Origin of the sequence: Pseudomonas sp. CCI3.1, assembly GCF_034313985.1 — a bacterium.
Taxonomy (GTDB): domain Bacteria; phylum Pseudomonadota; class Gammaproteobacteria; order Pseudomonadales; family Pseudomonadaceae; genus Aquipseudomonas; species Aquipseudomonas psychrophila.
Window position 1 is genome coordinate 1534540 of record NZ_JAVIWO010000001.1, and the last position, 22268, is coordinate 1556807.

Genomic DNA, 22268 nt, shown 5'->3' on the forward strand with positions numbered 1-22268 from the left:
AGAAAGTTCAGAAATCAAAGAAGGACGACGACTACGCAGAGTGTAGCCGTCGTTTACAAGATGCTAGCGCAGTAACTCGATACGCAGCCCTTTGGCATCGCTGTCACCCAGCTCCAGTCGGGCGGCCCGTACACCCTTGCTGATCAACCCATCGCGCCAGGCAGAAGCCTTGGCACCGGTCAAACTGACTCGGGAAGTTGAATCAAGGTTCAATGCCCTGGAGATTAACGTCAGCCACTGTGCATCCGGCTCATCTGCAAGCTTGGGAAAGTCCAGCTCACCCGTGCTTTTCAACTGGCGTTGCAAGGTAGCCGAAGTAGGCAACAGTTCACCCAGATCGGCGCTCGCCTGGAGTTGCTCGACGTGCAGGTAGCCTTTGCGACTGCCCCGATTGATCCCGTACAGGGCAACCAGCTGGTTCTCCCGGGGTGCTGCCCGACGCAACAGCAAATAGGTTTGTTGCTCATCGGAGCCGACCAGCTTGGCGTTGCCGAAAACCTCATTGGCCCACAGGCTGCTTTCGCCACAGTCACGGGCCTGGCACCAGAACAGCAGCTCTGCGCCCTGCTCCTGTAATGCCTCACGGGCAGCGGTAAAGGCTTCAGTCGCCGAGTGTTCGGCGGGTAACTCGTAGGTGATGGCCGTGGTTTGACCACGGGTGTTGACCTGCCCCTCAAATCGCAAGCGGCCGCTGATCTTGCGGATCGAGCCCATCGGATAGATACGTTCGACGTCAGGCTTGACGGCGTAGTCGACAATTTGCGCATCCGCGAGACGCGGTACGTCAGGCAAATCCTGGCTACCGGGCACATCGCTGGCCCAGAGTAACGGGCTAAAACAACTGAGGCTCAAGGCCAGGATATAACGATTGGGTATTTTCATCGGCGTACTTCACCGAGAGATAGCGTGTGGCTCAGCATCCTCACGATAGAGACCGGATGGCCTTTCGGGGTCGCAGCGGTGTAGAGATCTATCATGGTCGTCTCCCATTTCAACCCGCCAAGCCTCGACAGTTGGTCGCCGCAAGTCAAGGAACGGCGAAGAACCGATTGAAACAGTCTGCAACAAGGATCGCTCCCGCTTCGTCATTCAGGTGCAAATGATGGCCACCCGGCAACCGCTCCAGGTGGAAGGGTAGTCGATCCAGTAGCTCCGGATGGCTGGCCAGCATGCCCTGTTCCGCCACAACCAACGTTGTCGGGCAACTCACCCGGCGAATGAAAGACATGGCCTGCTCGTCATTCATGCGCAACGGCGTCGGCAATGTCAGTCGGCTGTCGCTACGCCAGCTGTAACCACCGGGGACCGGCATCAAGCCACGCTGAGCCAGCAGTTCTGCGGCCTCCCGACTGACGGCGACCAGGCCTTTCATCCGCGCTTCCACGGCGCGGTCGAGGGTCGGATGCACCGATTTACGCTTATGCGTCAGGTCGAGTTGCGCCTGCAAGGCCTGGCCCATGCGCTCAGCCACATCCCCTTCGGGGCCACTGCGCGCTACGATGCCGTCAATCAACGCCAACCGGGTCACTCGCTCCGGGAACGATCCGGCGATGACCACTGACACAATCGCCCCCAGCGAATGCCCCAGCAGCGCAAATCGCTCCCAGCCTAATTGCTCGGCCACACACAACACATCGAAGGCATAGTCCGCCAACCCATACCCTGCCCCTCGTGGGCGGTGATCCGAATGGCCATGTCCGGCGAGATCCAGTGCCACGATGCGCAACCCGGCAAGCTTTGGCGCCAGCCGGGCGAAGCTATTGGCGTTGTCCAGCCAACCGTGCAGCGCTATCACGGGCAGGCCGTCCTCTGGACCAAAAATGTGCGCAGCCAGCTCGATATGCGGCAGGCTCAGGCGAATTTCTTCAACCACAGGACTCATGCAAAGTGCTCTTTAAAGGCCGGAATGACGAAGCTCCCAGCGGGCAAAAATCTGTTTGAGCAGGCGGGCGGTGTCCTGCGGTCGCTCCAGCGGAAACATGTGCCCGCCCGGTACGCTCAGGGACTCTCCGTTGGGCATGCGCGAAACGGCCTTGGCATGATGGTTCATGACCACTCGACTGTCGCGCCCACGCACGACGGTCAGCGGTACCTGCAACTGAAAGGCCTTGCCGGGACTGGTGTGGGGCACGCCGCGATAGATATCGATCTCGGTCGCCGGATCAAAGCTCAACCGCAAACGGTCATTAACCGGTTGTAATCCGTGCTCCAGATAAGCCTCAAAGCAGTCAGGGTCAAAACTGCGAAACAGCGACTTGCCCGCAAAGTAGGCGCGCGCCGACTCACGGTCCGCAAATTCTTCGCGCCGCCCCAGCGTGCGACCCGCCGGGGTCAGGCGATCAATCAGGCCAAAACGCTTGGCCGCACGAATCACCCACTGATCGGTACGTGTCAGCACCGGCGAATCCAGCATGACCACGCCCCTGTACAGGTGCGGGCAACGGATGGCGGCATGCAGGTGCAGCATCCCGCCCAGGGAATGGCCAACACCCAGTACGGGCCCAGCTTGTTGTTGCAGGTGGAAAATCAGTTCATCGACGAGGTTATGCCAGTTGTTGTCCACCGGGTAACGGGGGTCATGACCGTGCTTCGGCAGGTGAGTCACGCTGAAGTCCGGGGCAAGGGCACTGAACAACTTGCCATACGTGGCTGAAGGGAAGCCGTTGGCATGGGCGAAAAAAATCTGCCGAGACATACAAGGCGTCCAGATGCGGGAGGTATGCCGTATTGTCTGCAGGAAGATTCTTCATATCAATGACCGTATGCGCCATGAGTGGCGACAATACGGCCATTATCTGGCCGTTTGATCACCGGGCCGGCGGTGTTTCGCCCAGGGGCACAACGGCGATGGTCAGGCGGGAAATGCAACTGAGTTTGCCGCTGTCATCGCTCAGGCGGATATCCCAGACGTGGGTCGTGCGACCCATGTGCACCGGGCGGGCCACAGCGCTCACCCGGCCGCTGCGTACGCCACGCAGGTGATTGGCGTTGACCTCAAGGCCCACGCAATAAAATTTTTGGGTATCGACACACATAAAACTGGCCATCGAGCCGAGGGTTTCGGCCAGCACCACTGACGCCCCGCCATGCAGCAGGCCGAAAGGTTGGTGGGTACGATGATCGACCACCATGCTCGCCGTGATGGAGTGGTCATCGAAGGCATCGAAAGTGATGTCCAGGACGTCGCAAATGGTGTTTTTGCGCAGCTCATTAAGGCGCGCCAGGTCGGGCGGTGTGATCCACGAAATCATGCAGTCATTCCTTGGTCTGTGAGTGTTGGTGGCGGCGTCATTGACGTGCAATGCAGCCGCAAAAATGCCATTGATCCGCCCCAACTATCTTTCACTACGACCGGAATGCGCAACCGCTGCAATGATCAGGGGTGATGAACACCGAGCAGGGTCATGCTGCCAGCCAGCGGCCACTCACCTTCGAGCTCCACCAGGCTGGCCGTCTGCATCGGCTGGGGCTGACGCACATGACCATGCACCAGCAGACTGATCAACTCGCCCACAAACGGCTGATGACTGACCAGCAGTACATTACCGCTGTCCGGCAGTTTGCTGACCGCAAACTTGGGCTCACTTTCGGGTGTCAGCCAGGGCACGGTGATGAGGCCGGATGTAAAACCAAGTGCCTTGCGCACCAGCTCGGCGGTTTGCTGCGCCCGCACGTAAGGGCTGACCAGAATGCTGTCCAGCGGCTGGCCAATCAACAGGGCTGCACTGTGCAGCACCTGCTCACGACCATGGGCTGTGAGCTCGCGTTCGGCATCACGCCGGGCGTGAGGCTCGGCTTCGCCGTGACGCAGAATCCAGATTTTCATGGCTTGGTCTCTTCGCCCTTGGCGGTTTGCGCGTAGGGAGCTTCACCTTCTGGTGCACGCGGGGCCGGCCAATCGGCAAACGGCCAGGGTTTTTGCTCGGTGTGAAAGCTGCCAAATCGACCTATTTGTGCGAGGTAAAGGCTCAGGCTATCCCCAAAGTTCATCAGGCCGCCATTGGGAGCACCGTAAACCACACGGTATATCAGTTGCACCAGCACCAGCCCGCCAAGCACCAATTGCGCAACCTGCCAGACCAGCAAGAAAACCAGCATCCACAGCACGCGCAAAACGAGGGACTCGTACTTGGGTGCGTTTTTAGTGTCGTTCATGTGCTGCTCCTGTCGTGCTTAGTTGAAACCGCTGGTGGAGATAAAATCGACATCCGTCTTGGGCTCGCCGCGCATCAGCTGCCCGATGACCTGATCCAGGGTGTAACCCTCGAACAAGATCGCGTGCAGGCCAGCCACCAGCGGCATGTACACGTTCAGCTCTTGCGCCTTGGCCTTGAGCACCTTGAGGGTGTTAACGCCTTCGGCGACCTCCCCCAGTCGAGTGACGGCCTCTTCCAGACTGAGCCCCTGCCCCAGGGCGAACCCCACCTGGTAGTTGCGGCTTTTGGCCGATGAGCAGGTAACGATCAAATCACCTACACCTGCCAAGCCGAGGAACGTCATCGGGTTTGCGCCCTGGCTCACGGCAAATCGGGTCATTTCAGCCAGGGCACGGGTAATCAGCATGCTCTTGGTGTTTTCACCCATGCCCAGCGCCACGGCCATGCCGGCGATGATTGCGTAAACGTTTTTCAACGCCCCGCCCAGCTCTACCCCAAACCGGTCAGCACTGGCATAGACCCGGAATGTACGACCATGCAGTGCCGCCTGAACGCGGTTGCAGAGGTCTTCATCGGCGCTGGCGACCACGGTGGCAGTCAACGCATGCTCAGCGACCTCGCGGGCAAGGTTGGGCCCTGACAAGACGCCAATACGCGCTTGAGGGGCTATTTCTTCGAGAATTTCGCTCATCAGCTTGAAACTGTGGGCTTCGATCCCTTTGGTCAGGCTGACCAGCATTTTGCCGCTCAAACGCTCGGCGTGTTCGGCCAGAACGCTGCGCAAGGCGCTGGACGGCAAGGCTACAAAACACAGCTCGCAGGCATCGAGCGTCGCTTGCAGGTCAGTGACCGGCTCAACTGCGGGGTGGATTTTGATGCCCTTGAGGTAACGCGGGTTTTCGCGATTGAGGCGAATGGCCTCGGCTTGCTCGGGGTCGCGCATCCACTGATGCACACGATGACCGTTTTCTGCCAGCAAGTTGGCCACGGCGGTGCCAAAGCTTCCGCCTCCCAAGACCGCAATAGCGTGCTGTTCAGTCATATGCAATCCCGTTTTCCATCTAGCAGTGGCAATGGCGGCATTATACGGAGCACATCCCCCGCGACCAGCCCTATGGCATATAGATGGCTTTGACTGAAAAAGTGCAAGACCTCAGTTAACATGCCGCTCAGGTACTCACCTTCAAGAGGCAGCTTCGCTGCACTTCAAAATGAACGACTGCAGGTCAAGGATGACAACGTATATGGGAGATGTATTCGCTGGGCGCAGAGTTTCTGTCGGAGACACGTTCCCATGATGACTCGCAGCCGGTGGGATATTCACACCCGTACACAAATGATGAGTCTTGGCCCGGCCTTGTTGTTGACCTTGCTGTTGATCAGTTTTTTCACGTTCGTACGCATTCAGGATTTACGTCAGGAACTCAAGCACACCGGCCAATTGATCGCCAACCAATTGGCACCCGCTACCGAGTACGGGCTCATCACGGGGAATACCCACGTCCTGGAACCCCTGATCAACGCCTCGCTGAACATCCCACACGTACAGTTTGTGCAGGTACAGAATCGTACCAATGAAGTGCTGGCACAGGCCGAGCACTCCCCGCCCGGCAATGAGCAGGGCTCGCAGGTTGAAGTGTTCCAGGCTTCCGTCAGATTGCAGAAGAACCCTTCGGGGGATTATTTTTTGCTCAGCAGTAACCAGACGCCTGCACCGACAGAAGACTATCTGGGACGGGTACTGGTTGGCATGTCCGGTGAGGCGTTCAGCACCCGCCAGCAAGAAATCCTGCTCAAGGCGGTGATTCTCGCCTTGTTTGCCCTGGGCTTCACTTACCTGCTGGCCAGACGCCTGGCATCCAACCTGTCCAAGCCCATCAGTGATATGAGCAATGCGGTCAAGGCCATCCAGCAGGGCGACTACACAACGCCCCTGCCGGTCGTCGACGATGGCGAACTGGGCAGTTTGGCCCAGCACATCAACAATCTGGCCGATGGCCTTGAACAGGCCAGCCGGGAGCAACATGCCGCCATCGCCCAACTGATTCAGACACGTGAAGAAGCCGAACGGGCCAACCGTGCCAAAACCGACTTTTTGGCCATGATGAGCCACGAGCTTCGTACGCCGATGAATGGCGTGCTAGGCATGCTGCAACTGCTGGAAACCACGGAAATGACTGAAGAGCAGGCTGAATATGCCGCTTTAGCGTCTGAGTCCACCGAGCATTTGCTCAAAGTCATTAACGATATCCTCGACTTCTCGCGCATCGAACGGTCAGCCCTTGAACTGGAGCGCATCCCCTTCAACCTCGCAGAGCTGGTCAGCAATTGCGCCCAGGCTTTCCAGCACAGCGCCGTGCAACGCGGCCTGCACTTGCAACTGACAATCCCCGAGGGCTTGCAGGACTTGCACGTGCTGGGGGACCCGACACGGATCAGGCAAATTCTGGTCAACCTGATCGGCAATGCCTTGAAATTTACCGAGCATGGCCAGATCAGCATCGAACCGCTTTGGCAAAGGCTGGATCATGAGTTGATCTGGTTTACTTGTGTCGTGCGCGACAGCGGTATAGGTATCAGCAGCGAAAAACTGGATTCCATGTTCACCGCTTTCCAGCAGGCCGACAGCTCGATTTCGCGGCGCTACGGTGGCACAGGGCTGGGCCTGCCCATCGCCCGCACGCTGGCTGAACGCATGGGCGGCACGTTGCATGCCACCAGCGAAGAGACCCTGGGCTCAGTGTTCACCCTGGAAATCCCGTTGGAACTGCATCAGCCCGCAGAGCACAGTCAAAGACCTGCACTGGAGCCGGAAACGACGTGCGCGCCAGGGCGTAAAATTCTGTTGGTGGAAGATAATCAGGTCAATCAGACCGTCATTGAAGCCATGTTGAGCAGCCTGGGATATGAAGTGAGCATGGTCAGTGATGGCGCACAGGCCATTCACTTCGCCAACACCGAGCGCTTTGCCGCGATCCTGATGGACTGTCGCTTGCCGATCATCAACGGCTACGAAGCCACCCGGCAAATTCGTCAACTGCCCGGGTGCATGACCCTGCCCATTATTGCCCTGACCGCCAATGCGTTGCAGGGTGATCGGGAAACCTGTCTGCAAGCCGGAATGAACGATTACCTTGCCAAGCCGTTCAAACGAGCTGATCTGGAACAAATTCTGCTGCGCTGGGTCCAGTAACTTATGGCTAAAAGGCCACCTGCGACTGGCGTTAAACACAAAAGTGCGGCAGTCTTAGGCACCCGAATGGGCCACTGAACCGGCCCGATTTAAATTTTCAGTGCACAAGTGTACATTCTTGCCCTTTGCGCTGTGACTTTCACTACAACGCAATAGTCTATGTGTAGGCTGGCGAACTGGAACTCGTATGTTTCAGTTGGTCGGGAAGATTTGCCCCACCCTGCCGCATGGGATTATTGAGGAGCTCGCATGACCAAACAAAACGCCTTTACTCGGGAAGATTTGCTGCGCTGTAGCCGTGGCGAGCTGTTCGGCCCAGGTAACGCGCAACTGCCCGCCCCTAACATGCTGATGGTTGATCGCATCACCCATATCAGCGATGAGGGTGGCAAGTACGGCAAAGGTGAATTGGTCGCCGAGCTGGATATCACCCCTGACCTGTGGTTTTTCGCCTGCCATTTCGAAGGCGATCCGGTGATGCCAGGTTGCCTGGGCCTCGACGCCATGTGGCAGCTGGTCGGCTTCTATCTGGGCTGGCAAGGTCTGCCAGGCCGCGGTCGTGCCCTGGGTTCCGGCGAAGTGAAGTTCTTCGGCCAGGTCTTGCCGACCGCCAAGAAAGTCACCTATAACATTCAAATCAAGCGCGTCCTCAAGGGCAAGCTGAACCTGGCCATTGCCGATGGTTCGGTCACTGTCGACGGTCGCGAGATTTATACTGCCGAAGGCCTTCGGGTCGGCGTATTTACTTCCACTGACAACTTTTAAGGGTTATCCGCATGCGCCGCGTCGTTATCACTGGTCTGGGCATCGTTTCGTGCCTGGGCAATGACAAAGAGACCGTCTCCGCTAACCTGCGTGCAAGTCGCCCTGGCATCCGATTCAACCCGGAATATGCCGAAATGGGTCTGCGTAGCCAGGTTTCCGGCTCCATTGACCTGCCTCTCGAAGAGCTGATCGATCGCAAGATCTATCGCTTCGTCGGCCACGCAGCGGCTTACGCCTACCTGGCCATGAAAGACGCCATCACTGATTCGGGCCTGACCGAGGAGCAAGTCTCCAACCCGCGTACCGGCCTCATCGCCGGCTCGGGTGGCGCGTCGACCTTGAACCAGATGGAAGCGCTGGACATCCTGCGCGAAAAAGGCGTCAAGCGCGTTGGCCCGTACCGCGTTACGCGGACCATGGGCAGCACCGTTTCTGCCTGCCTGGCTACTCCCTTCAAGATCAAGGGCGTGAACTACTCGATTTCCTCTGCCTGCGCCACCAGTGCTCACTGCATCGGTACTGCGGTCGAGCAGATTCAGTTGGGCAAGCAAGACATCGTTTTCGCGGGCGGTGGTGAAGAAGAACACTGGAGCCAATCGTTCCTGTTCGACGCCATGGGCGCGCTTTCCACTCAATACAACGACACGCCTGAAAAAGCGTCCCGTGCCTACGACAAAAACCGTGATGGCTTCGTCATCGCCGGTGGTGGTGGCATGGTTGTGGTTGAAGAGCTGGAGCACGCTCTGGCTCGTGGCGCCAAAATCTACGCTGAGATTGTCGGCTATGGTGCGACATCCGACGGCTACGACATGGTTGCTCCAAGCGGCGAAGGCGCCATCCGCTGCATGCAGATGGCAATGTCTACCGTTGACGGCCCGATCGACTACCTCAACACCCATGGCACCTCTACTCCAGTAGGCGACGCCAAGGAAATGGAAGGTGTTCGCGCGGTGTTCGGCGACAAGGCGCCAGCCATCAGCTCTACCAAGAGCCTGTCGGGTCACTCTCTGGGCGCCGCCGGCGTTCACGAAGCGATCTACTGCTTGCTGATGATGGAAGGTAACTTTATCGCTGGTTCGGCCAATATCGATGAAATCGATCCGGTCGTTGCCGACATGCCGATCCTGACCAAGACCCGCGAGAACGTCACGCTGAACAATGTGATGAGCAACAGCTTCGGCTTCGGTGGCACTAACGCCACTCTGGTACTGAAGCGCTGGGCTGAATAAGCCTGCTGCTCGCAGGATAAAAAATGCCCCGGACATCCGGGGCATTTTTTTGTCCTGAATAAAGCGTCATGGCTGCTTTTTCGGCAATACCGCCAAAAAGTTGTCCTTGGCGACTTGGCGCGCCACGCTGAGGGGCAATGCATCCAGGAACGGATCAAAGCTGCGCAATTCCTGACCCAAATTGTCGAAACGCCCCACTACATCCGAGCCCAGCATAAAACGCCCGGGGAAGCGCTCTACCAACGCAACCCACTCAGGCCTTGCCAAGCCCTGCTCATCCAGCAGATACGGCCTGAGCATGCTCCAGGATAGGTCTACGTACAGATTCGGGTAAGTGGCCAGCAACCGTTCCAGGGTCGGCAACAAAAATGGCATTTGGGTTTGATGCCGATGAATCTCGGCGCTGGTGCCAGCGTGGGCCCAGATAAAGCGGGTGTCGGGATGCCGAGCCAGGGGTTCCTCCAGCTCGGCCAGATACAGCGGGTTCCTCTCACGTTTCGACGTGATGTTGGAATGCAGCAAGACTGGCAAATCATGTGCGCCAGCCAAGGTGTAAATCTTGTTCATGGCTTCATTGTTGGCTCGCGGCGTATCCCCGGCGATCAGAGCTGTCAGATCATCATGCCGGGTAAACACCTCGCCGATGCCTTGCCACAGCCCGGGGTCGAGATCGAGCATGCGCTGGATATGTGCTGCCGAGTTTTTGTCATTGGGATTAAACCCTGACAGAAACGGATGAAAGTGCCGACGCTGCTCTGCAGTCAAACCTTTGACCGCCGCAGCCACCCATACATCCGTGGCACTGAACCAATAGGCATCCGCATCATCACCCGCGTAGTAGCGTGGCCGCTTGGGCTCGTCTTCATGCCACTTCTTGGCAACCGGAATACCGGAGATCATGACGTGCTCGATACGGTTTTGCGCCATAGCCGCCAGCAACTTGTCCATTCCCGCCGTTTCCTGGAAGAAATCGACGTAATGCAGATGTGCATCGCTGTAGGCGTAGTCACGGGACTGGGCCCAAGCACCGGAAGTCGCCAGGGCCAACGCCAGAACGCAGTGTTTCAATCGCACCTGCCACCTCCTGTTTTATTGACTCCAGTAGACCTGCGAGGCCACGCAAGGTTTCAGCTTGGGATCAAAGGGAACGCATAACTCGCCGTATGCTCTATAAAGATCAGGACCTTTATCACTGCCACTCCGAGGTTTGCCATGACTGTTACCGTTAATACCGAGTCCAACGAAGGTTTTCGTCACAGCATCAAAATCGACGATCACGAGGTGTTTACTGACTTGCCTAAATCCATGGGAGGCGAAAGCTCCGCTCCCTCCCCCCATGATTACTTCGATGCGGCCCTAGGCGCCTGCAAGGCGCTGACACTCAAGCTCTATGCGCAAAAAAAGGACATCCCGCTCACCGGCGTGACCGTCGAAGTCAAGCACGACGCCAGCGAAGAGCAGAAAGGTAAATACGCCCTGCACGTCAAACTGACGCTCAAAGGCGTACTGACCGATGCCCAGCGCGATGAACTGCACAATGTGGCCGACAAGTGCCCGGTGCATAAATTGATGACCACCGCCGAGGTCACCATCGAAACCCATTTGTCTGAAGGTGCCTTCAGCCAGTAACGCACCGGTTCTACCTGCAGGCCTGCGAAGCGTTGGGTTATGCTCAACGCTTCTCCATTGCAGGGACCTTCAAATGCTCACACTGACCATGATTCGGCCACGCGCCGAGGATGTCGAAGGCCAGCCGATCTTGCGCCCCCTGCCCTCGGCCAAATGCCGCAGCGTCGGGCCTTTTGTATTTTTCGACCACATGCTGCCTACCCACTATCCACCCGGCCACGGGATGAATATCCGACAGCATCCGCACATCGGTCTGTCCACTCTGACCTATTTGTTCGAAGGGCAACTGCAACACAAGGACAGCCTGGGTTCTGACCAGCAGGTTGGCCCTGGAGACGTCAGCTGGATGACCGCAGGCGCGGCCATTGCTCACGTTGAACGTACACCCGCCTCAATACTGGCGCACGGTTCTAGCCTGCACGGGCTGCAAGTGTGGCTGGCTTCGCCCAAGGAGCATGAACAAGGTGCAAGCCACTACAGCCATCATGATGCGGACAGCCTGCCGGTCAGTGAGGGTCTGGGCGTGATGATTCGCCTGATTGCGGGCACGGGTTTTTGCTTGGTCTCACCGGTACCGGTGCTCTCACCGACCCTGTATGCCGAAGTGCAGATGCAGACAGCCACTACGCTGCTGGTTCCTGCTGAACACCCGGAGCGCGCACTGTATGTGCTCGAAGGTGAAGTGCAACTGGAAGGTCAGACGATCGAGCCCCGCTGCCTGGTACTGTTGCCGCCCGGCGAAGCCATGACCCTGTGTGCCATGAGTGACAGCCATATGGTGATAATCGGCGGGACGGCGCTCGATGGTCCGCGCCGCATGAACTGGAACTTCGTCGCCAGCGATCCCGCCCTGATCGAGCAGGCCCGATCTCGCTGGGCCGCAGGACATTGGCCGACAGTACCTGGAGAAACCGGTCGTATCGAACTGCCTTGAAGCCCAGCCCGCAGATGCCTTACAACACCATTGCCGCCACCCAGCCAAAGGCCAGCAACGGCAAATTGTAATGCAGGAACGTGGGCACTACGGTGTCCCAGATATGGTGATGCTGGCCGTCAATATTCAGACCGGACGTTGGCCCCAGCGTGGAGTCGGACGCAGGAGAGCCCGCATCACCCAGGGCGCCCGCTGTACCGACGATACAGACGATGGCCATTGGGCTGAAACCCAGCTGTACACAAAGCGGCACAAAAATAGCCGCCAGAATCGGCACAGTGGAAAATGACGAACCTATACCCATGGTCACCAGCAATCCAACCAGCAGCATCAGCAGCGCGCCGACGCCCTTACTGTGGTTGATCCAGCCAGCAGAGGCTTCAACCAGTGATTTGACTTCGCCCGTGGCTTTCAGGACCTCAGCAAATCCCGACGCTGCGATCATGATGAAACCAATCATGGCCATCATCTTCATGCCTTCGGTGAACAAATCATCAGTCTCGCGCCAACGCACGATCCCCGAGGCCGAAAAAATCAGAAAACCTGCCAGCGCACCAATGATCATGGAGCCCAGCCATAGCTGAATGATAAACGCCGAGGCAATGGCGGCACCGGCTACCAGCAGTGTGCGCGGGTTATAACTGACGGCAACCTGCTCAACCTGTTCTATCTTGGCCAGGTCATATTCGCGTTTTTTACGGTAACTGATAAAAACTGCCACCAACAAACCGAACAACATCCCTAATGCCGGGATTGCCATTGCGTGGGTGACATTGACCTGGCTGATGTCCACGCCGCTTTTGCTGACGTTGGCGAGCAATATCTGATTAAGAAAGATATTGCCAAAGCCCACCGGCAAAAACATGTACGGCGTGATCAAACCAAAGGTCATGACACAAGCGATCAAGCGCCGGTCAATTTTCAGCTTGGTCAGCACATACAACAGGGGGGGAACCAGCAAAGGAATAAAAGCGATATGAATCGGCACAATGTTTTGCGAAGAAACAGCCACAACCAACAACAGACCGATCAGTAACCATTTAACGCTGTTGCCACCGACCGCATGCTGCTTGTTGACCATCATCAACGCTTTGTCCGCCAGGGCATGGGCCATGCCCGACTTGGCTATTGCTACGGCAAATGCACCCAACATGGCATAGGACAACGCCACCTGAGCACCACCGCCCAATCCACCGTTGAAAGCATTGAGCGTTGCCTCGATGCCCAGCCCGCCAACGAGACCGCCCACAACGGCCCCCACTATCAGTGCAATTACCACGTGCACACGGGACAAACTGAGCACCAGCATGATGCCGACCGCGGCAATTACTGCATTCATCATTACAACCTCATAGCGCGCACCACGATAAAACACCGTAAAGCGGAAAATTTCGGGCAAAAGACGACTGTTCCAATCGCCGGATCTGGAAGGGTGGACCTTTTTGAGGGCGCACACTTTGCAGCACCTCCCGCGCCTTGTCAAAGCGCAGGCCCAAGGCATCCAGACAATCTTCCCCAACCGGCCTTATCCCTAGTATTTAAAGGGCTAAATAAGCTTTTTAAAGACCGGGCAAAACACTAAAAACTCCGGTTTTTACGTAAAGAAAAAAGCCGCGTGGCCGCTAACGATGAAAGCCCCTTTTAAGGATGTATCCATGTCGCTCAGACAGCTTTCCATCCAATGGAAAATCACCCTCCTCGCCGGACTTTGCCTGCTGGGCGTTGTTACCTTGCTGGTGGGGCTTTCTCTCTATCGCATGGATCACACCGCCGACATGGTGGAGGCTTCAAGCTCACAGATGCTAAATGAGTCTGCGCAAGCCCGCATTGAGGCTCAGGGTGAAGCCCAGGCACTGGCAATCAGTCGCCAGTTTATGGACGCCTATCAGTACGGCAACGGGTTCGCCCGACAAGTCCTGTTTTTACGTGAGCAATCCGAGAAACGCTTCCTGGATGCTTTCGACCTGCGCGAAGACCTGACACGACAGGTAAAAGCGGCATTGCAGGCCAATCCGGATTTGCTGGGGCTGTCGCTGGTATTTGAAGCCAACGCACTGGATGGCAAGGATTCACTCTTCGACCATCAAAAAGAGCTGGGCAGCAATGATAAAGGGCGTTTTGCCCTTTACTGGTCGCAACCGACACCGGGCAAGCTGAGCTCGATGGCCCTGCCCGAATCGGATATGGCCGACACCAGTACTGGCCCCAGCGGCCAGGCCAATAACGCGTGGTTTACCTGCCCTCGCACCACGCGCAAACCGTGCATTATTGAACCCTACTTTTATGAAATCGACGGGCAAAACATACTACTGACCAGTATCGTTTTCCCGCTGATTGTTGACGGAAAGGTCATTGCTTCACTGTCGGTTGATATCAACCTCAACAGCTTGCAAGCCATCACCGTCCAAGCCAGTCAGAAGCTGTACGACGGGCAAACACGCGTCGGCATTATCAGCTCAGCCGCCATTCTGGCCGGTTTCAGCGCTGACGCCAGCAAACTTGCCCAGCGCCTTGATCAGGTAGACGCCAGCGATGGCGCTGAACTGATCCGCATAATGGCCACAGGCAATCAGGCGCAGAGCATTCGCAGCCAGCAACGCCTGAAAATCCTGACGCCTTTCCAGCCGATCCCGGGCAGCAAGCCCTGGGGCGTATTGCTCGACGTGCCTGAAGCCGTACTGGTCGGGCCTGCCCAGGCCCTGCAGGCAGAACTGGACGAACGCAATAAAGCCGGAGCCTTGACCGAGCTGGCCTGGGGCTCTCTGGCCGCCATTATCGGGCTTCTGCTGGTGTGGTTGATGGCCCGCAGTGTCACGCGCCCGATCCTGGGCGTGGCCAACATGCTTGAAGACATTGCCAGTGGAGAAGGTGATCTGACCCGTCGCCTGGCGTATGACAAACAAGACGAACTGGGACAGCTCGCCAGCTGGTTCAACCGGTTTCTCGACAAGCTGCAACCGACCATCGCCGAGGTCAAACGCTCGGTGCAGGACGCCCGCAGTACGGCCGATCAATCGGCGGCCATTGCTACCCAGACTAGCGCGGGCATGGAGCAGCAGTACCGTCAAGTCGACCAGGCGGCCACAGCCTCCCATGAAATGAGTGCAACGGCGCAGGATGTCGCTCGCAGCGCTGCACAGGCCGCTCAAGCCGCTCGTGATGCTGATCAGGCGACGCGCCAGGGACTCACGATCATAGACCGTACGACTGCCAGCATTGATCATCTGGCTGCCGATATGAGTGTGGCCATGGCGCAAGTTGAAGGGCTGGCTGCCAATAGCGAAAAAATCGGCTCCGTACTGGAAGTCATTCGTGCCATTGCCGAACAGACCAACCTCCTCGCCTTGAATGCGGCGATTGAAGCGGCGCGGGCAGGCGAAGCCGGGCGCGGGTTTGCCGTGGTTGCTGACGAGGTGCGCAACCTGGCACGCCGGACTCAGGAATCGGTTGAGGAAACCCGCCAGGTCATCGAACACCTGCAAGCGGGAACTCAGGAAGTGGTGAGCTCCATGAGCAACAGCCATCGCCAGGCTCAGGGCAGCGTGGAGCAGGTAGGACAAGCGGTGACGGCCTTGCAGCAAATCGGTGATGCCGTGACGGTAATTACTGACATGAACTTGCAGATTGCCAGCGCGGCTGAAGAACAGAGTGCCGTGGCAGAAGAGATCAACAACAATGTTTCGACTATTCGTGATGTCACAGAGTCTTTGTCTGAACAGGCCAATGAGTCTGCCAGGGTGAGCCAGGCCCTGAACTCACTGGCTAACCAGCAGCAAAAATTGATGGATCAATTTAGGGTTTGATCCGTCGTGCGATGACGGCTTTACGCCGTCGTCGCCTTTTGCGTACGCCCGGGGAGCTTGATTCTTACCATCAGCCCACCCAATGAGCCCGTTTCAAGCGCCATCTCACCACCCCAGACATCAACAATGTCTCGCACGATGCCCAAGCCAAGGCCATGGCCACTGGTTTGTTCATCCAGACGCGTGCCCCGGCTGAACACCTGATCACGTTTAGCCTCAGGAATACCGGGACCATCGTCCTGTACCTCAATCAGAAATCCGTCTGGAGTTTGGCTCACGCTCAGGTCTACCTGGGCGTCGGCCCATTTACAGGCGTTATCCAATAGATTGCCGAGCAATTCGAGCATGTCTTCCCGATCCCAAGGCAGATGCAGCCCCGGTGAAGCATTGAGCGACAGCTCCAGATGCTCACCATGAATCATCCCAAGAGTCGCCAGTAGCCCCGGCAACTCGGCATCAACGTCAAATTGCGCACCTGGCAAGGCATCACCTGCCAGCCGGGCACGATTGAGTTCCCGACTCATGCGCTGCTGAATGTGCTCCAACTGTTCGCGGAGTGTTTTTTGTATCTCGGGATAGGCCGCAAGTCGCGAGTCACTGGCAAGACTGATTAAAACTGCCAGCGGTGTTTTTAATGCATGCCCCAAATTACCCAACGCATTACGCGAGCGTTTAAGGTTGTCTTCGGTATGGGCCAGCAAGTGGTTTATTTGCGTGACCAGGGGTTCAAGCTCAAGGGGGACTCTCGAATCAAGCTGCGAGCGCTGACCTGATTGCAACTGAGCGATTTGTTTACGCGCCGTCTCCAATGGCCGTAGAGCACGGCGAACAGTAACGCGCTGCAACAGTAAAATAACTACCAGGGCAAAGACGCCCATTCCCAGGCCAATCTGCTGAACCTGTTTAAAGCTTTCACGTATGGGGGTGTAGTCCTGGGCAACACTGATGGAGACCGCTTGGCCCAGGCGCTGGTAGTCACTGCGCATGACCAGCAACATCTGCCCTTCTGGACCAGGTTGCAGTTCGCTGCTCAACCCGGGCTGGCTGGGGCGCGGTAATTGAGCGTCCCATAGCGAACGAGAGCGCCAATGAGTATCGCCAAACTCGATACTGAAGTAATGCCCGGAAAATGGCCGCTGATAAGCAGGCGACAACCGTCGTTCATCCAGCTGCAAGCCTTGAGGGCCGCGACTTAACGCTATCAGCAAGTTCTCGCTATCGTTTTTCAGGCCTGATTCCAGATAACGCTGGAGGCCATTTTCAAACAGCCAGAGGCTGACTTGACCTACCACCAGACCCGCGACCAACAGAACACTGACCAAACCCAGGCTCAAACGCCTCTGAATGGATCTCACTGACCGACAGCGCCGAAAATATAGCCTTGACCGCGACGAGTTTCGACCACTGCACGCCCCAGTTTGCGACGTAAGTGGTTCACGTGAACCTCTAAAACATTAGAGTCACGTTCGGTTTCGCCGTCGTAAAGATGTTCGGCCAGATGGCTCTTGGAGAGGATCTGTTGGGGATGCAACATGAAATACCGCAGGAGGCGAAACTCGGCTGCGGTCAACTGCACCTCGGTTCCCTCTCTGATTACACATTGACGTGCTTCATCCAAATGAAGCCCAGCAGATTTCAATAAAGGCTGATTCGCTTGACCGTGAGAACGACGCAACAGCGCCTGCACCCGCAATTGCAGTTCTTCAGGATGAAAAGGCTTGGTCACATAATCATCTGCACCGGCTTTAAGACCATCTATGCGTTCGGACCAAGAGCTGCGGGCCGTCAAAATCAGAACAGGCGTCGCCAGCCCTTGTGTGCGCCATTGTTTGAGAACATCGATGCCGGACATCCCCGGTAACCCCAGATCAAGAATAATCAGGTCATACGGTTCACTTTGTCCTTGATAAAGGGCATCGCGGCCATCGGCAAGCCAATCAACTGCATAACCAAGGCGTGTTAATCCGGCCATCAGTTCATCGGCCAAAGGAACGTGATCTTCTACCAGCAGCAACCGCATTAATCATCTACCTCATCTTTAAGCAATTGACCATTGTTGGCGTTCAGCTTGATCTCGCGCACAACGCCGCTGGTCGTCAGCAACTCAACCTCGTAAACATAAACGTCGTCATCTTCCTCCAGCTCTACCTCCAGCAACTTTGCACCAGGGTGACGCTCAAGGGCTTTTTGAAGCAGCTGCTCCAGCGGCTGGATCAAGCCTTGCTCACGCAAACGCAGGGCCTCGTCCGGGCCCAAGTCTCGCGCAATAGCCATAGAACAGAAAGCAGAGAACACCAGCACGATAAATCCACTTACTCGTAGGTTCACTGTCATCACTTGCCTTTGCGGCCTCCGTTCAATGTCATTTTTGCGATATCAAAAACAGGGAGCATAAACGTATTGGCTTAATTGAAACTGAATCAGCTAACCCTCGCCCTCTGATTGCGGGAGGTATACACCTGCGCTGGGCGTTAACTGCTAAACTGCCGCCCTGTATTCATCGCTCAGGCGATAGTCACCTTTCAAGAGCTATAAATATTGTGGAAATTTTCAAAGAGTTTACCTTCGAATCTGCGCATCGCCTGCCTTACGTTCCTGAAGGCCATAAATGCGGCCGCTTGCATGGTCACTCATTCAAGGTGGCAATCCATTTAAGCGGTGATATCGATCCGGCAACCGGCTGGATTCGTGACTTCTCAGAAATCAAAGCGATTTTCAAACCACTTTATGAGCTGCTTGATCACAACTATCTGAATGATATTCCGGGCCTGGAGAATCCAACCAGCGAAGTGCTGGCCAAGTGGATCTGGCAACAGCTTAAGCCTTTGCTTCCAGAATTATCCGCGATCCGAATCCATGAAACCTGCACCAGTGGTTGCATCTACTACGGTGACTGAGTCAATTGCGCCAAAAAACCACCTGAATGGGTGGTTTTTTTTGCCTTGAAAAAAGCTACAGGCAGGATGCAAGCGGTTTAAACCTGCCAATACTTTTCTCGCCACAAAAACAAACCCCCTGTCTGCGTTAGCAGACAGGGGGTTTGGAATTTAATCTTGACGATGACCTACTCTCACATGGGGAAACCCCACACTACCATCGGCGATGCATCGTTTCACTGCTGAGTTCGGGATGGGATCAGGTGGTTCCAATGCTCTATGGTCGTCAAGAAATTCGGTAGCCAGGTCGTTTACCTTTCGGTTTACGCTCCAGCGAATGGGTATGTAATAGTTGGTGTTTTGTGAGTCGCAAACTTTCGGTTTGTATCGTCTTCACACACCGCAATCTGGTCTCTTCGACGCAAATTGCTTGGGTGTTATATGGTCAAGCCTCACGGGCAATTAGTATTGGTTAGCTCAACGCCTCACAGCGCTTACACACCCAACCTATCAACGTCGTAGTCTTCGACGGCCCTTTAGGGAACTCAAGGTTCCAGTGAGATCTCATCTTGAGGCAAGTTTCCCGCTTAGATGCTTTCAGCGGTTATCTTTCCCGAACATAGCTACCCGGCAATGCCACTGGCGTGACAACCGGAACACCAGAGGTTCGTCCACTCCGGTCCTCTCGTACTAGGAGCAGCCCCTCTCAAATCTCAAACGTCCACGGCAGATAGGGACCGAACTGTCTCACGACGTTCTAAACCCAGCTCGCGTACCACTTTAAATGGCGAACAGCCATACCCTTGGGACCGGCTTCAGCCCCAGGATGTGATGAGCCGACATCGAGGTGCCAAACACCGCCGTCGATATGAACTCTTGGGCGGTATCAGCCTGTTATCCCCGGAGTACCTTTTATCCGTTGAGCGATGGCCCTTCCATACAGAACCACCGGATCACTAAGACCTACTTTCGTACCTGCTCGACGTGTCTGTCTCGCAGTCAAGCGCGCTTTTGCCTTTATACTCTACGACCGATTTCCGACCGGTCTGAGCGCACCTTCGTACTCCTCCGTTACTCTTTAGGAGGAGACCGCCCCAGTCAAACTACCCACCATACACTGTCCTCGATCCGGATAACGGACCTGAGTTAGAACCTCAAAGTTGCCAGGGTGGTATTTCAAGGTTGGCTCCATGCAGACTGGCGTCCACACTTCAAAGCCTCCCACCTATCCTACACAAGCAAATTCAAAGTCCAGTGCAAAGCTATAGTAAAGGTTCACGGGGTCTTTCCGTCTAGCCGCGGATACACTGCATCTTCACAGCGATTTCAATTTCACTGAGTCTCGGGTGGAGACAGCGCCGCCATCGTTACGCCATTCGTGCAGGTCGGAACTTACCCGACAAGGAATTTCGCTACCTTAGGACCGTTATAGTTACGGCCGCCGTTTACCGGGGCTTCGATCAAGAGCTTCGCGTTAGCTAACCCCATCAATTAACCTTCCGGCACCGGGCAGGCGTCACACCCTATACGTCCACTTTCGTGTTTGCAGAGTGCTGTGTTTTTAATAAACAGTCGCAGCGGCCTGGTATCTTCGACCGGCATGGGCTTACGCAGTAAATGCTTCACCCTCACCGGCGCACCTTCTCCCGAAGTTACGGTGCCATTTTGCCTAGTTCCTTCACCCGAGTTCTCTCAAGCGCCTTGGTATTCTCTACCCAACCACCTGTGTCGGTTTGGGGTACGGTTCCTGGTTACCTGAAGCTTAGAAGCTTTTCTTGGAAGCATGGCATCAACCACTTCGTTGTCTAAAAGACAACTCGTCATCAGCTCTCGGCCTTAGAATCCCGGATTTACCTAAGATTCCAGCCTACCACCTTAAACTTGGACAACCAACGCCAAGCTGGCCTAGCCTTCTCCGTCCCTCCATCGCAATAACCAGAAGTACAGGAATATTAACCTGTTTTCCATCGACTACGCTTTTCAGCCTCGCCTTAGGGACCGACTAACCCTGCGTCGATTAACGTTGCGCAGGAAACCTTGGTCTTTCGGCGTGGGTGTTTTTCACACCCATTATCGTTACTCATGTCAGCATTCGCACTTCTGATACCTCCAGCAAGCTTCTCAACTCACCTTCACAGGCTTACAGAACGCTCCTCTACCGCATCACCTAAGTGATACCCGTAGCTTCGGTGTATGGTTTGAGCCCCGTTAAATCTTCCGCGCAGGCCGACTCGACTAGTGAGCTATTACGCTTTCTTTAAAGGGTGGCTGCTTCTAAGCCAACCTCCTAGCTGTCTAAGCCTTCCCACATCGTTTCCCACTTAACCATAACTTTGGGACCTTAGCTGACGGTCTGGGTTGTTTCCCTTTTCACGACGGACGTTAGCACCCGCCGTGTGTCTCCCATGCTCGGCACTTGTAGGTATTCGGAGTTTGCATCGGTTTGGTAAGTCGGGATGACCCCCTAGCCGAAACAGTGCTCTACCCCCTACAGTGATACATGAGGCGCTACCTAAATAGCTTTCGAGGAGAACCAGCTATCTCCGAGCTTGATTAGCCTTTCACTCCGATCCACAGGTCATCCGCTAACTTTTCAACGGTAGTCGGTTCGGTCCTCCAGTTAGTGTTACCCAACCTTCAACCTGCCCATGGATAGATCGCCCGGTTTCGGGTCTATTCCCAGCGACTAGACGCCCTATTAAGACTCGCTTTCGCTACGCCTCCCCTATTCGGTTAAGCTTGCCACTGAAAATAAGTCGCTGACCCATTATACAAAAGGTACGCAGTCACCCAACAAAGTGGGCTCCCACTGCTTGTACGCATACGGTTTCAGGATCTATTTCACTCCCCTCTCCGGGGTTCTTTTCGCCTTTCCCTCACGGTACTAGTTCACTATCGGTCAGTCAGTAGTATTTAGCCTTGGAGGATGGTCCCCCCATATTCAGACAAAGTTTCTCGTGCTCCGTCCTACTCGATTTCACTGCAAAGATGTTTTCGCGTACAGGGCTATCACCCACTATGGCCGCACTTTCCAGAGCGTTCCGCTAACATCAATACAGCTTAAGGGCTGGTCCCCGTTCGCTCGCCACTACTAAGGGAATCTCGGTTGATTTCTTTTCCTCAGGGTACTTAGATGTTTCAGTTCCCCTGGTTCGCTTCTTAAGCCTATGTATTCAGCTTAAGATACCTAACTTATGTTAGGTGGGTTCCCCCATTCAGACATCTCCGGATCAAAGTCTGTTTGCCGACTCCCCGAAGCTTTTCGCAGGCTACCACGTCTTTCATCGCCTCTGACTGCCAAGGCATCCACCGTATGCGCTTCTTCACTTGACCATATAACCCCAAGCAATCTGGTTATACTATGAAGACGACATTCGCCGAAAATTCGCATGTTCAATTAAGAACGTTCACAAATTTTACCTTAGCCTGAATAAACACCAGTGAAAGTGTTATCCAGTCTAACTTTCTATTACATACCCAAATTTTTAAAGAACGATCTAATCAAAAGATCAGAAATCAACATTCACCATCGTTTGATGGAATGCTCATTTCTAAGCTTTACGACACAGAAGCAAGTTATGGTGGAGCCAAACGGGATCGAACCGTTGACCTCCTGCGTGCAAGGCAGGCGCTCTCCCAGCTGAGCTATGGCCCCATATTTCTACAGGCTTTTTACACAAAA

Annotated in this window: 19 protein-coding genes, 1 tRNA gene, 2 rRNA genes and 1 pseudogene; 8 read left to right on the plus strand and 15 right to left on the minus strand. The window is 55.6% G+C overall.

Annotation, left to right across the window (positions count from 1 at the left end):
• Window positions 1-63 precede the first annotated feature (63 nt).
• From RGV06_RS07050 to RGV06_RS07080, 7 genes are all read right to left on the minus strand, one after another.
• Window positions 64-882, minus strand: coding sequence for a DUF4892 domain-containing protein (locus RGV06_RS07050; protein ID WP_019828704.1), 819 nt, complete (start codon window positions 880-882; stop codon window positions 64-66).
• A 145-nt stretch (window positions 883-1027) separates the two neighbouring features.
• Window positions 1028-1882 carry an alpha/beta hydrolase gene (locus tag RGV06_RS07055; RefSeq protein ID WP_198823115.1) on the minus strand — a complete coding sequence of 285 codons (855 nt, stop codon included), beginning with the start codon at window positions 1880-1882 and terminating at the stop codon, window positions 1028-1030.
• A gap of 12 nt (window positions 1883-1894) precedes the next feature.
• Window positions 1895-2695, minus strand: coding sequence for an alpha/beta fold hydrolase (locus RGV06_RS07060; RefSeq protein ID WP_019828702.1), 801 nt, complete (start codon window positions 2693-2695; stop codon window positions 1895-1897).
• A 112-nt stretch (window positions 2696-2807) separates the two neighbouring features.
• On the minus strand, window positions 2808-3251 hold the full coding sequence (locus RGV06_RS07065) for a hotdog fold thioesterase (protein WP_019828701.1): 444 nt from the start codon (window positions 3249-3251) through the stop codon (window positions 2808-2810).
• Window positions 3252-3376: 125 nt separating this feature from the next.
• Window positions 3377-3826, minus strand: a complete 450-nt coding sequence (gene sixA / locus RGV06_RS07070) for a phosphohistidine phosphatase SixA (RefSeq protein WP_019828700.1) — start codon at window positions 3824-3826, stop codon at window positions 3377-3379.
• Window positions 3823-4155, minus strand: a complete 333-nt coding sequence (locus tag RGV06_RS07075) for a DUF4389 domain-containing protein (protein WP_019828699.1) — start codon at window positions 4153-4155, stop codon at window positions 3823-3825. The genes sixA and RGV06_RS07075 overlap by 4 nt, the downstream gene beginning before the upstream one ends.
• 18 nt (window positions 4156-4173) lie before the next feature.
• Window positions 4174-5199: an NAD(P)H-dependent glycerol-3-phosphate dehydrogenase gene (locus RGV06_RS07080; protein ID WP_019828697.1), complete on the minus strand. Its 1026-nt coding sequence runs from the start codon at window positions 5197-5199 to the stop codon at window positions 4174-4176.
• A 252-nt stretch (window positions 5200-5451) separates the two neighbouring features.
• Here RGV06_RS07080 and RGV06_RS07085 point away from each other — a divergent pair, with 252 nt between their 5' ends.
• The 3 genes from RGV06_RS07085 to fabB all read left to right on the plus strand — a co-directional run bounded on the left by RGV06_RS07085 (window position 5452) and on the right by fabB (window position 9344).
• Window positions 5452-7350: a response regulator gene (locus RGV06_RS07085; RefSeq protein WP_019828696.1), complete on the plus strand. Its 1899-nt coding sequence runs from the start codon at window positions 5452-5454 to the stop codon at window positions 7348-7350.
• A gap of 249 nt (window positions 7351-7599) precedes the next feature.
• Window positions 7600-8115 carry a 3-hydroxyacyl-[acyl-carrier-protein] dehydratase FabA gene (gene fabA, locus RGV06_RS07090; RefSeq protein ID WP_322149707.1) on the plus strand — a complete coding sequence of 172 codons (516 nt, stop codon included), beginning with the start codon at window positions 7600-7602 and terminating at the stop codon, window positions 8113-8115.
• An 11-nt stretch (window positions 8116-8126) separates the two neighbouring features.
• On the plus strand, window positions 8127-9344 hold the full coding sequence (gene fabB, locus RGV06_RS07095; RefSeq protein WP_019828690.1) for a beta-ketoacyl-ACP synthase I: 1218 nt from the start codon (window positions 8127-8129) through the stop codon (window positions 9342-9344).
• Window positions 9345-9410: 66 nt separating this feature from the next.
• Here the strand turns inward: fabB and RGV06_RS07100 are convergent, their stop codons facing one another.
• Window positions 9411-10418 (minus strand): amidohydrolase family protein, encoded by a 1008-nt coding sequence (locus RGV06_RS07100; protein ID WP_019828689.1) that lies wholly within the window; start codon window positions 10416-10418, stop codon window positions 9411-9413.
• Between the two features lie 138 nt (window positions 10419-10556).
• On the opposite strand from RGV06_RS07100, the gene RGV06_RS07105 reads away from it, so the two are divergent.
• The gene (locus RGV06_RS07105; protein WP_322149708.1) at window positions 10557-10973 is read left to right on the plus strand and encodes an OsmC family protein; all 417 of its coding nucleotides are present in this window, start codon (window positions 10557-10559) and stop codon (window positions 10971-10973) included.
• 73 nt (window positions 10974-11046) lie between these two features.
• Complete coding sequence (locus tag RGV06_RS07110) at window positions 11047-11907, plus strand: pirin family protein (RefSeq protein ID WP_019828687.1); 861 nt, start codon at window positions 11047-11049, stop codon at window positions 11905-11907.
• 19 nt (window positions 11908-11926) lie between these two features.
• Here RGV06_RS07110 and RGV06_RS07115 read toward each other — a convergent pair whose 3' ends face one another.
• Window positions 11927-13246: a Na+/H+ antiporter family protein gene (locus RGV06_RS07115; protein ID WP_019828686.1), complete on the minus strand. Its 1320-nt coding sequence runs from the start codon at window positions 13244-13246 to the stop codon at window positions 11927-11929.
• A 535-nt stretch (window positions 13247-13781) separates the two neighbouring features.
• Between RGV06_RS07115 and RGV06_RS25740 the strand changes: the two are divergent.
• Window positions 13782-14852 (plus strand): annotated as a pseudogene (locus RGV06_RS25740) (HAMP domain-containing protein); the annotation flags it as partial.
• Window positions 14853-14954: 102 nt separating this feature from the next.
• On the plus strand, window positions 14955-15710 hold the full coding sequence (locus RGV06_RS25745) for a methyl-accepting chemotaxis protein (RefSeq protein ID WP_404688903.1): 756 nt from the start codon (window positions 14955-14957) through the stop codon (window positions 15708-15710).
• 20 nt (window positions 15711-15730) lie between these two features.
• Here the strand turns inward: RGV06_RS25745 and RGV06_RS07125 are convergent, their stop codons facing one another.
• From RGV06_RS07125 to RGV06_RS07135, 3 genes are read right to left on the minus strand one after another with little or no spacing between them, the layout of a single operon-like run.
• Window positions 15731-17065, minus strand: a complete 1335-nt coding sequence (locus tag RGV06_RS07125; RefSeq protein WP_037032732.1) for a sensor histidine kinase — start codon at window positions 17063-17065, stop codon at window positions 15731-15733.
• Window positions 17062-17730 (minus strand): response regulator transcription factor, encoded by a 669-nt coding sequence (locus RGV06_RS07130; protein ID WP_019828683.1) that lies wholly within the window; start codon window positions 17728-17730, stop codon window positions 17062-17064. Before RGV06_RS07130 ends, RGV06_RS07125 begins: the two co-directional genes overlap by 4 nt.
• The gene (locus RGV06_RS07135) at window positions 17730-18044 is read right to left on the minus strand and encodes a PepSY domain-containing protein (RefSeq protein ID WP_046810871.1); all 315 of its coding nucleotides are present in this window, start codon (window positions 18042-18044) and stop codon (window positions 17730-17732) included. Before RGV06_RS07135 ends, RGV06_RS07130 begins: the two co-directional genes overlap by 1 nt.
• A 206-nt stretch (window positions 18045-18250) precedes the next feature.
• Between RGV06_RS07135 and queD the strand changes: the two genes are divergently transcribed.
• Window positions 18251-18607, plus strand: a complete 357-nt coding sequence (gene queD / locus RGV06_RS07140) for a 6-carboxytetrahydropterin synthase QueD (RefSeq protein WP_019410510.1) — start codon at window positions 18251-18253, stop codon at window positions 18605-18607.
• A gap of 154 nt (window positions 18608-18761) precedes the next feature.
• On the opposite strand, the gene rrf is transcribed toward queD, so the two are convergent.
• From rrf to RGV06_RS07155, 3 genes are all read right to left on the minus strand, one after another.
• Window positions 18762-18877, minus strand: a 5S ribosomal RNA gene (rrf, locus tag RGV06_RS07145).
• A 150-nt stretch (window positions 18878-19027) separates the two neighbouring features.
• A 23S ribosomal RNA gene (locus tag RGV06_RS07150) occupies window positions 19028-21919 on the minus strand.
• A gap of 246 nt (window positions 21920-22165) precedes the next feature.
• Window positions 22166-22241, minus strand: a tRNA-Ala gene (locus RGV06_RS07155).
• Window positions 22242-22268: the final 27 nt, after the last annotated feature.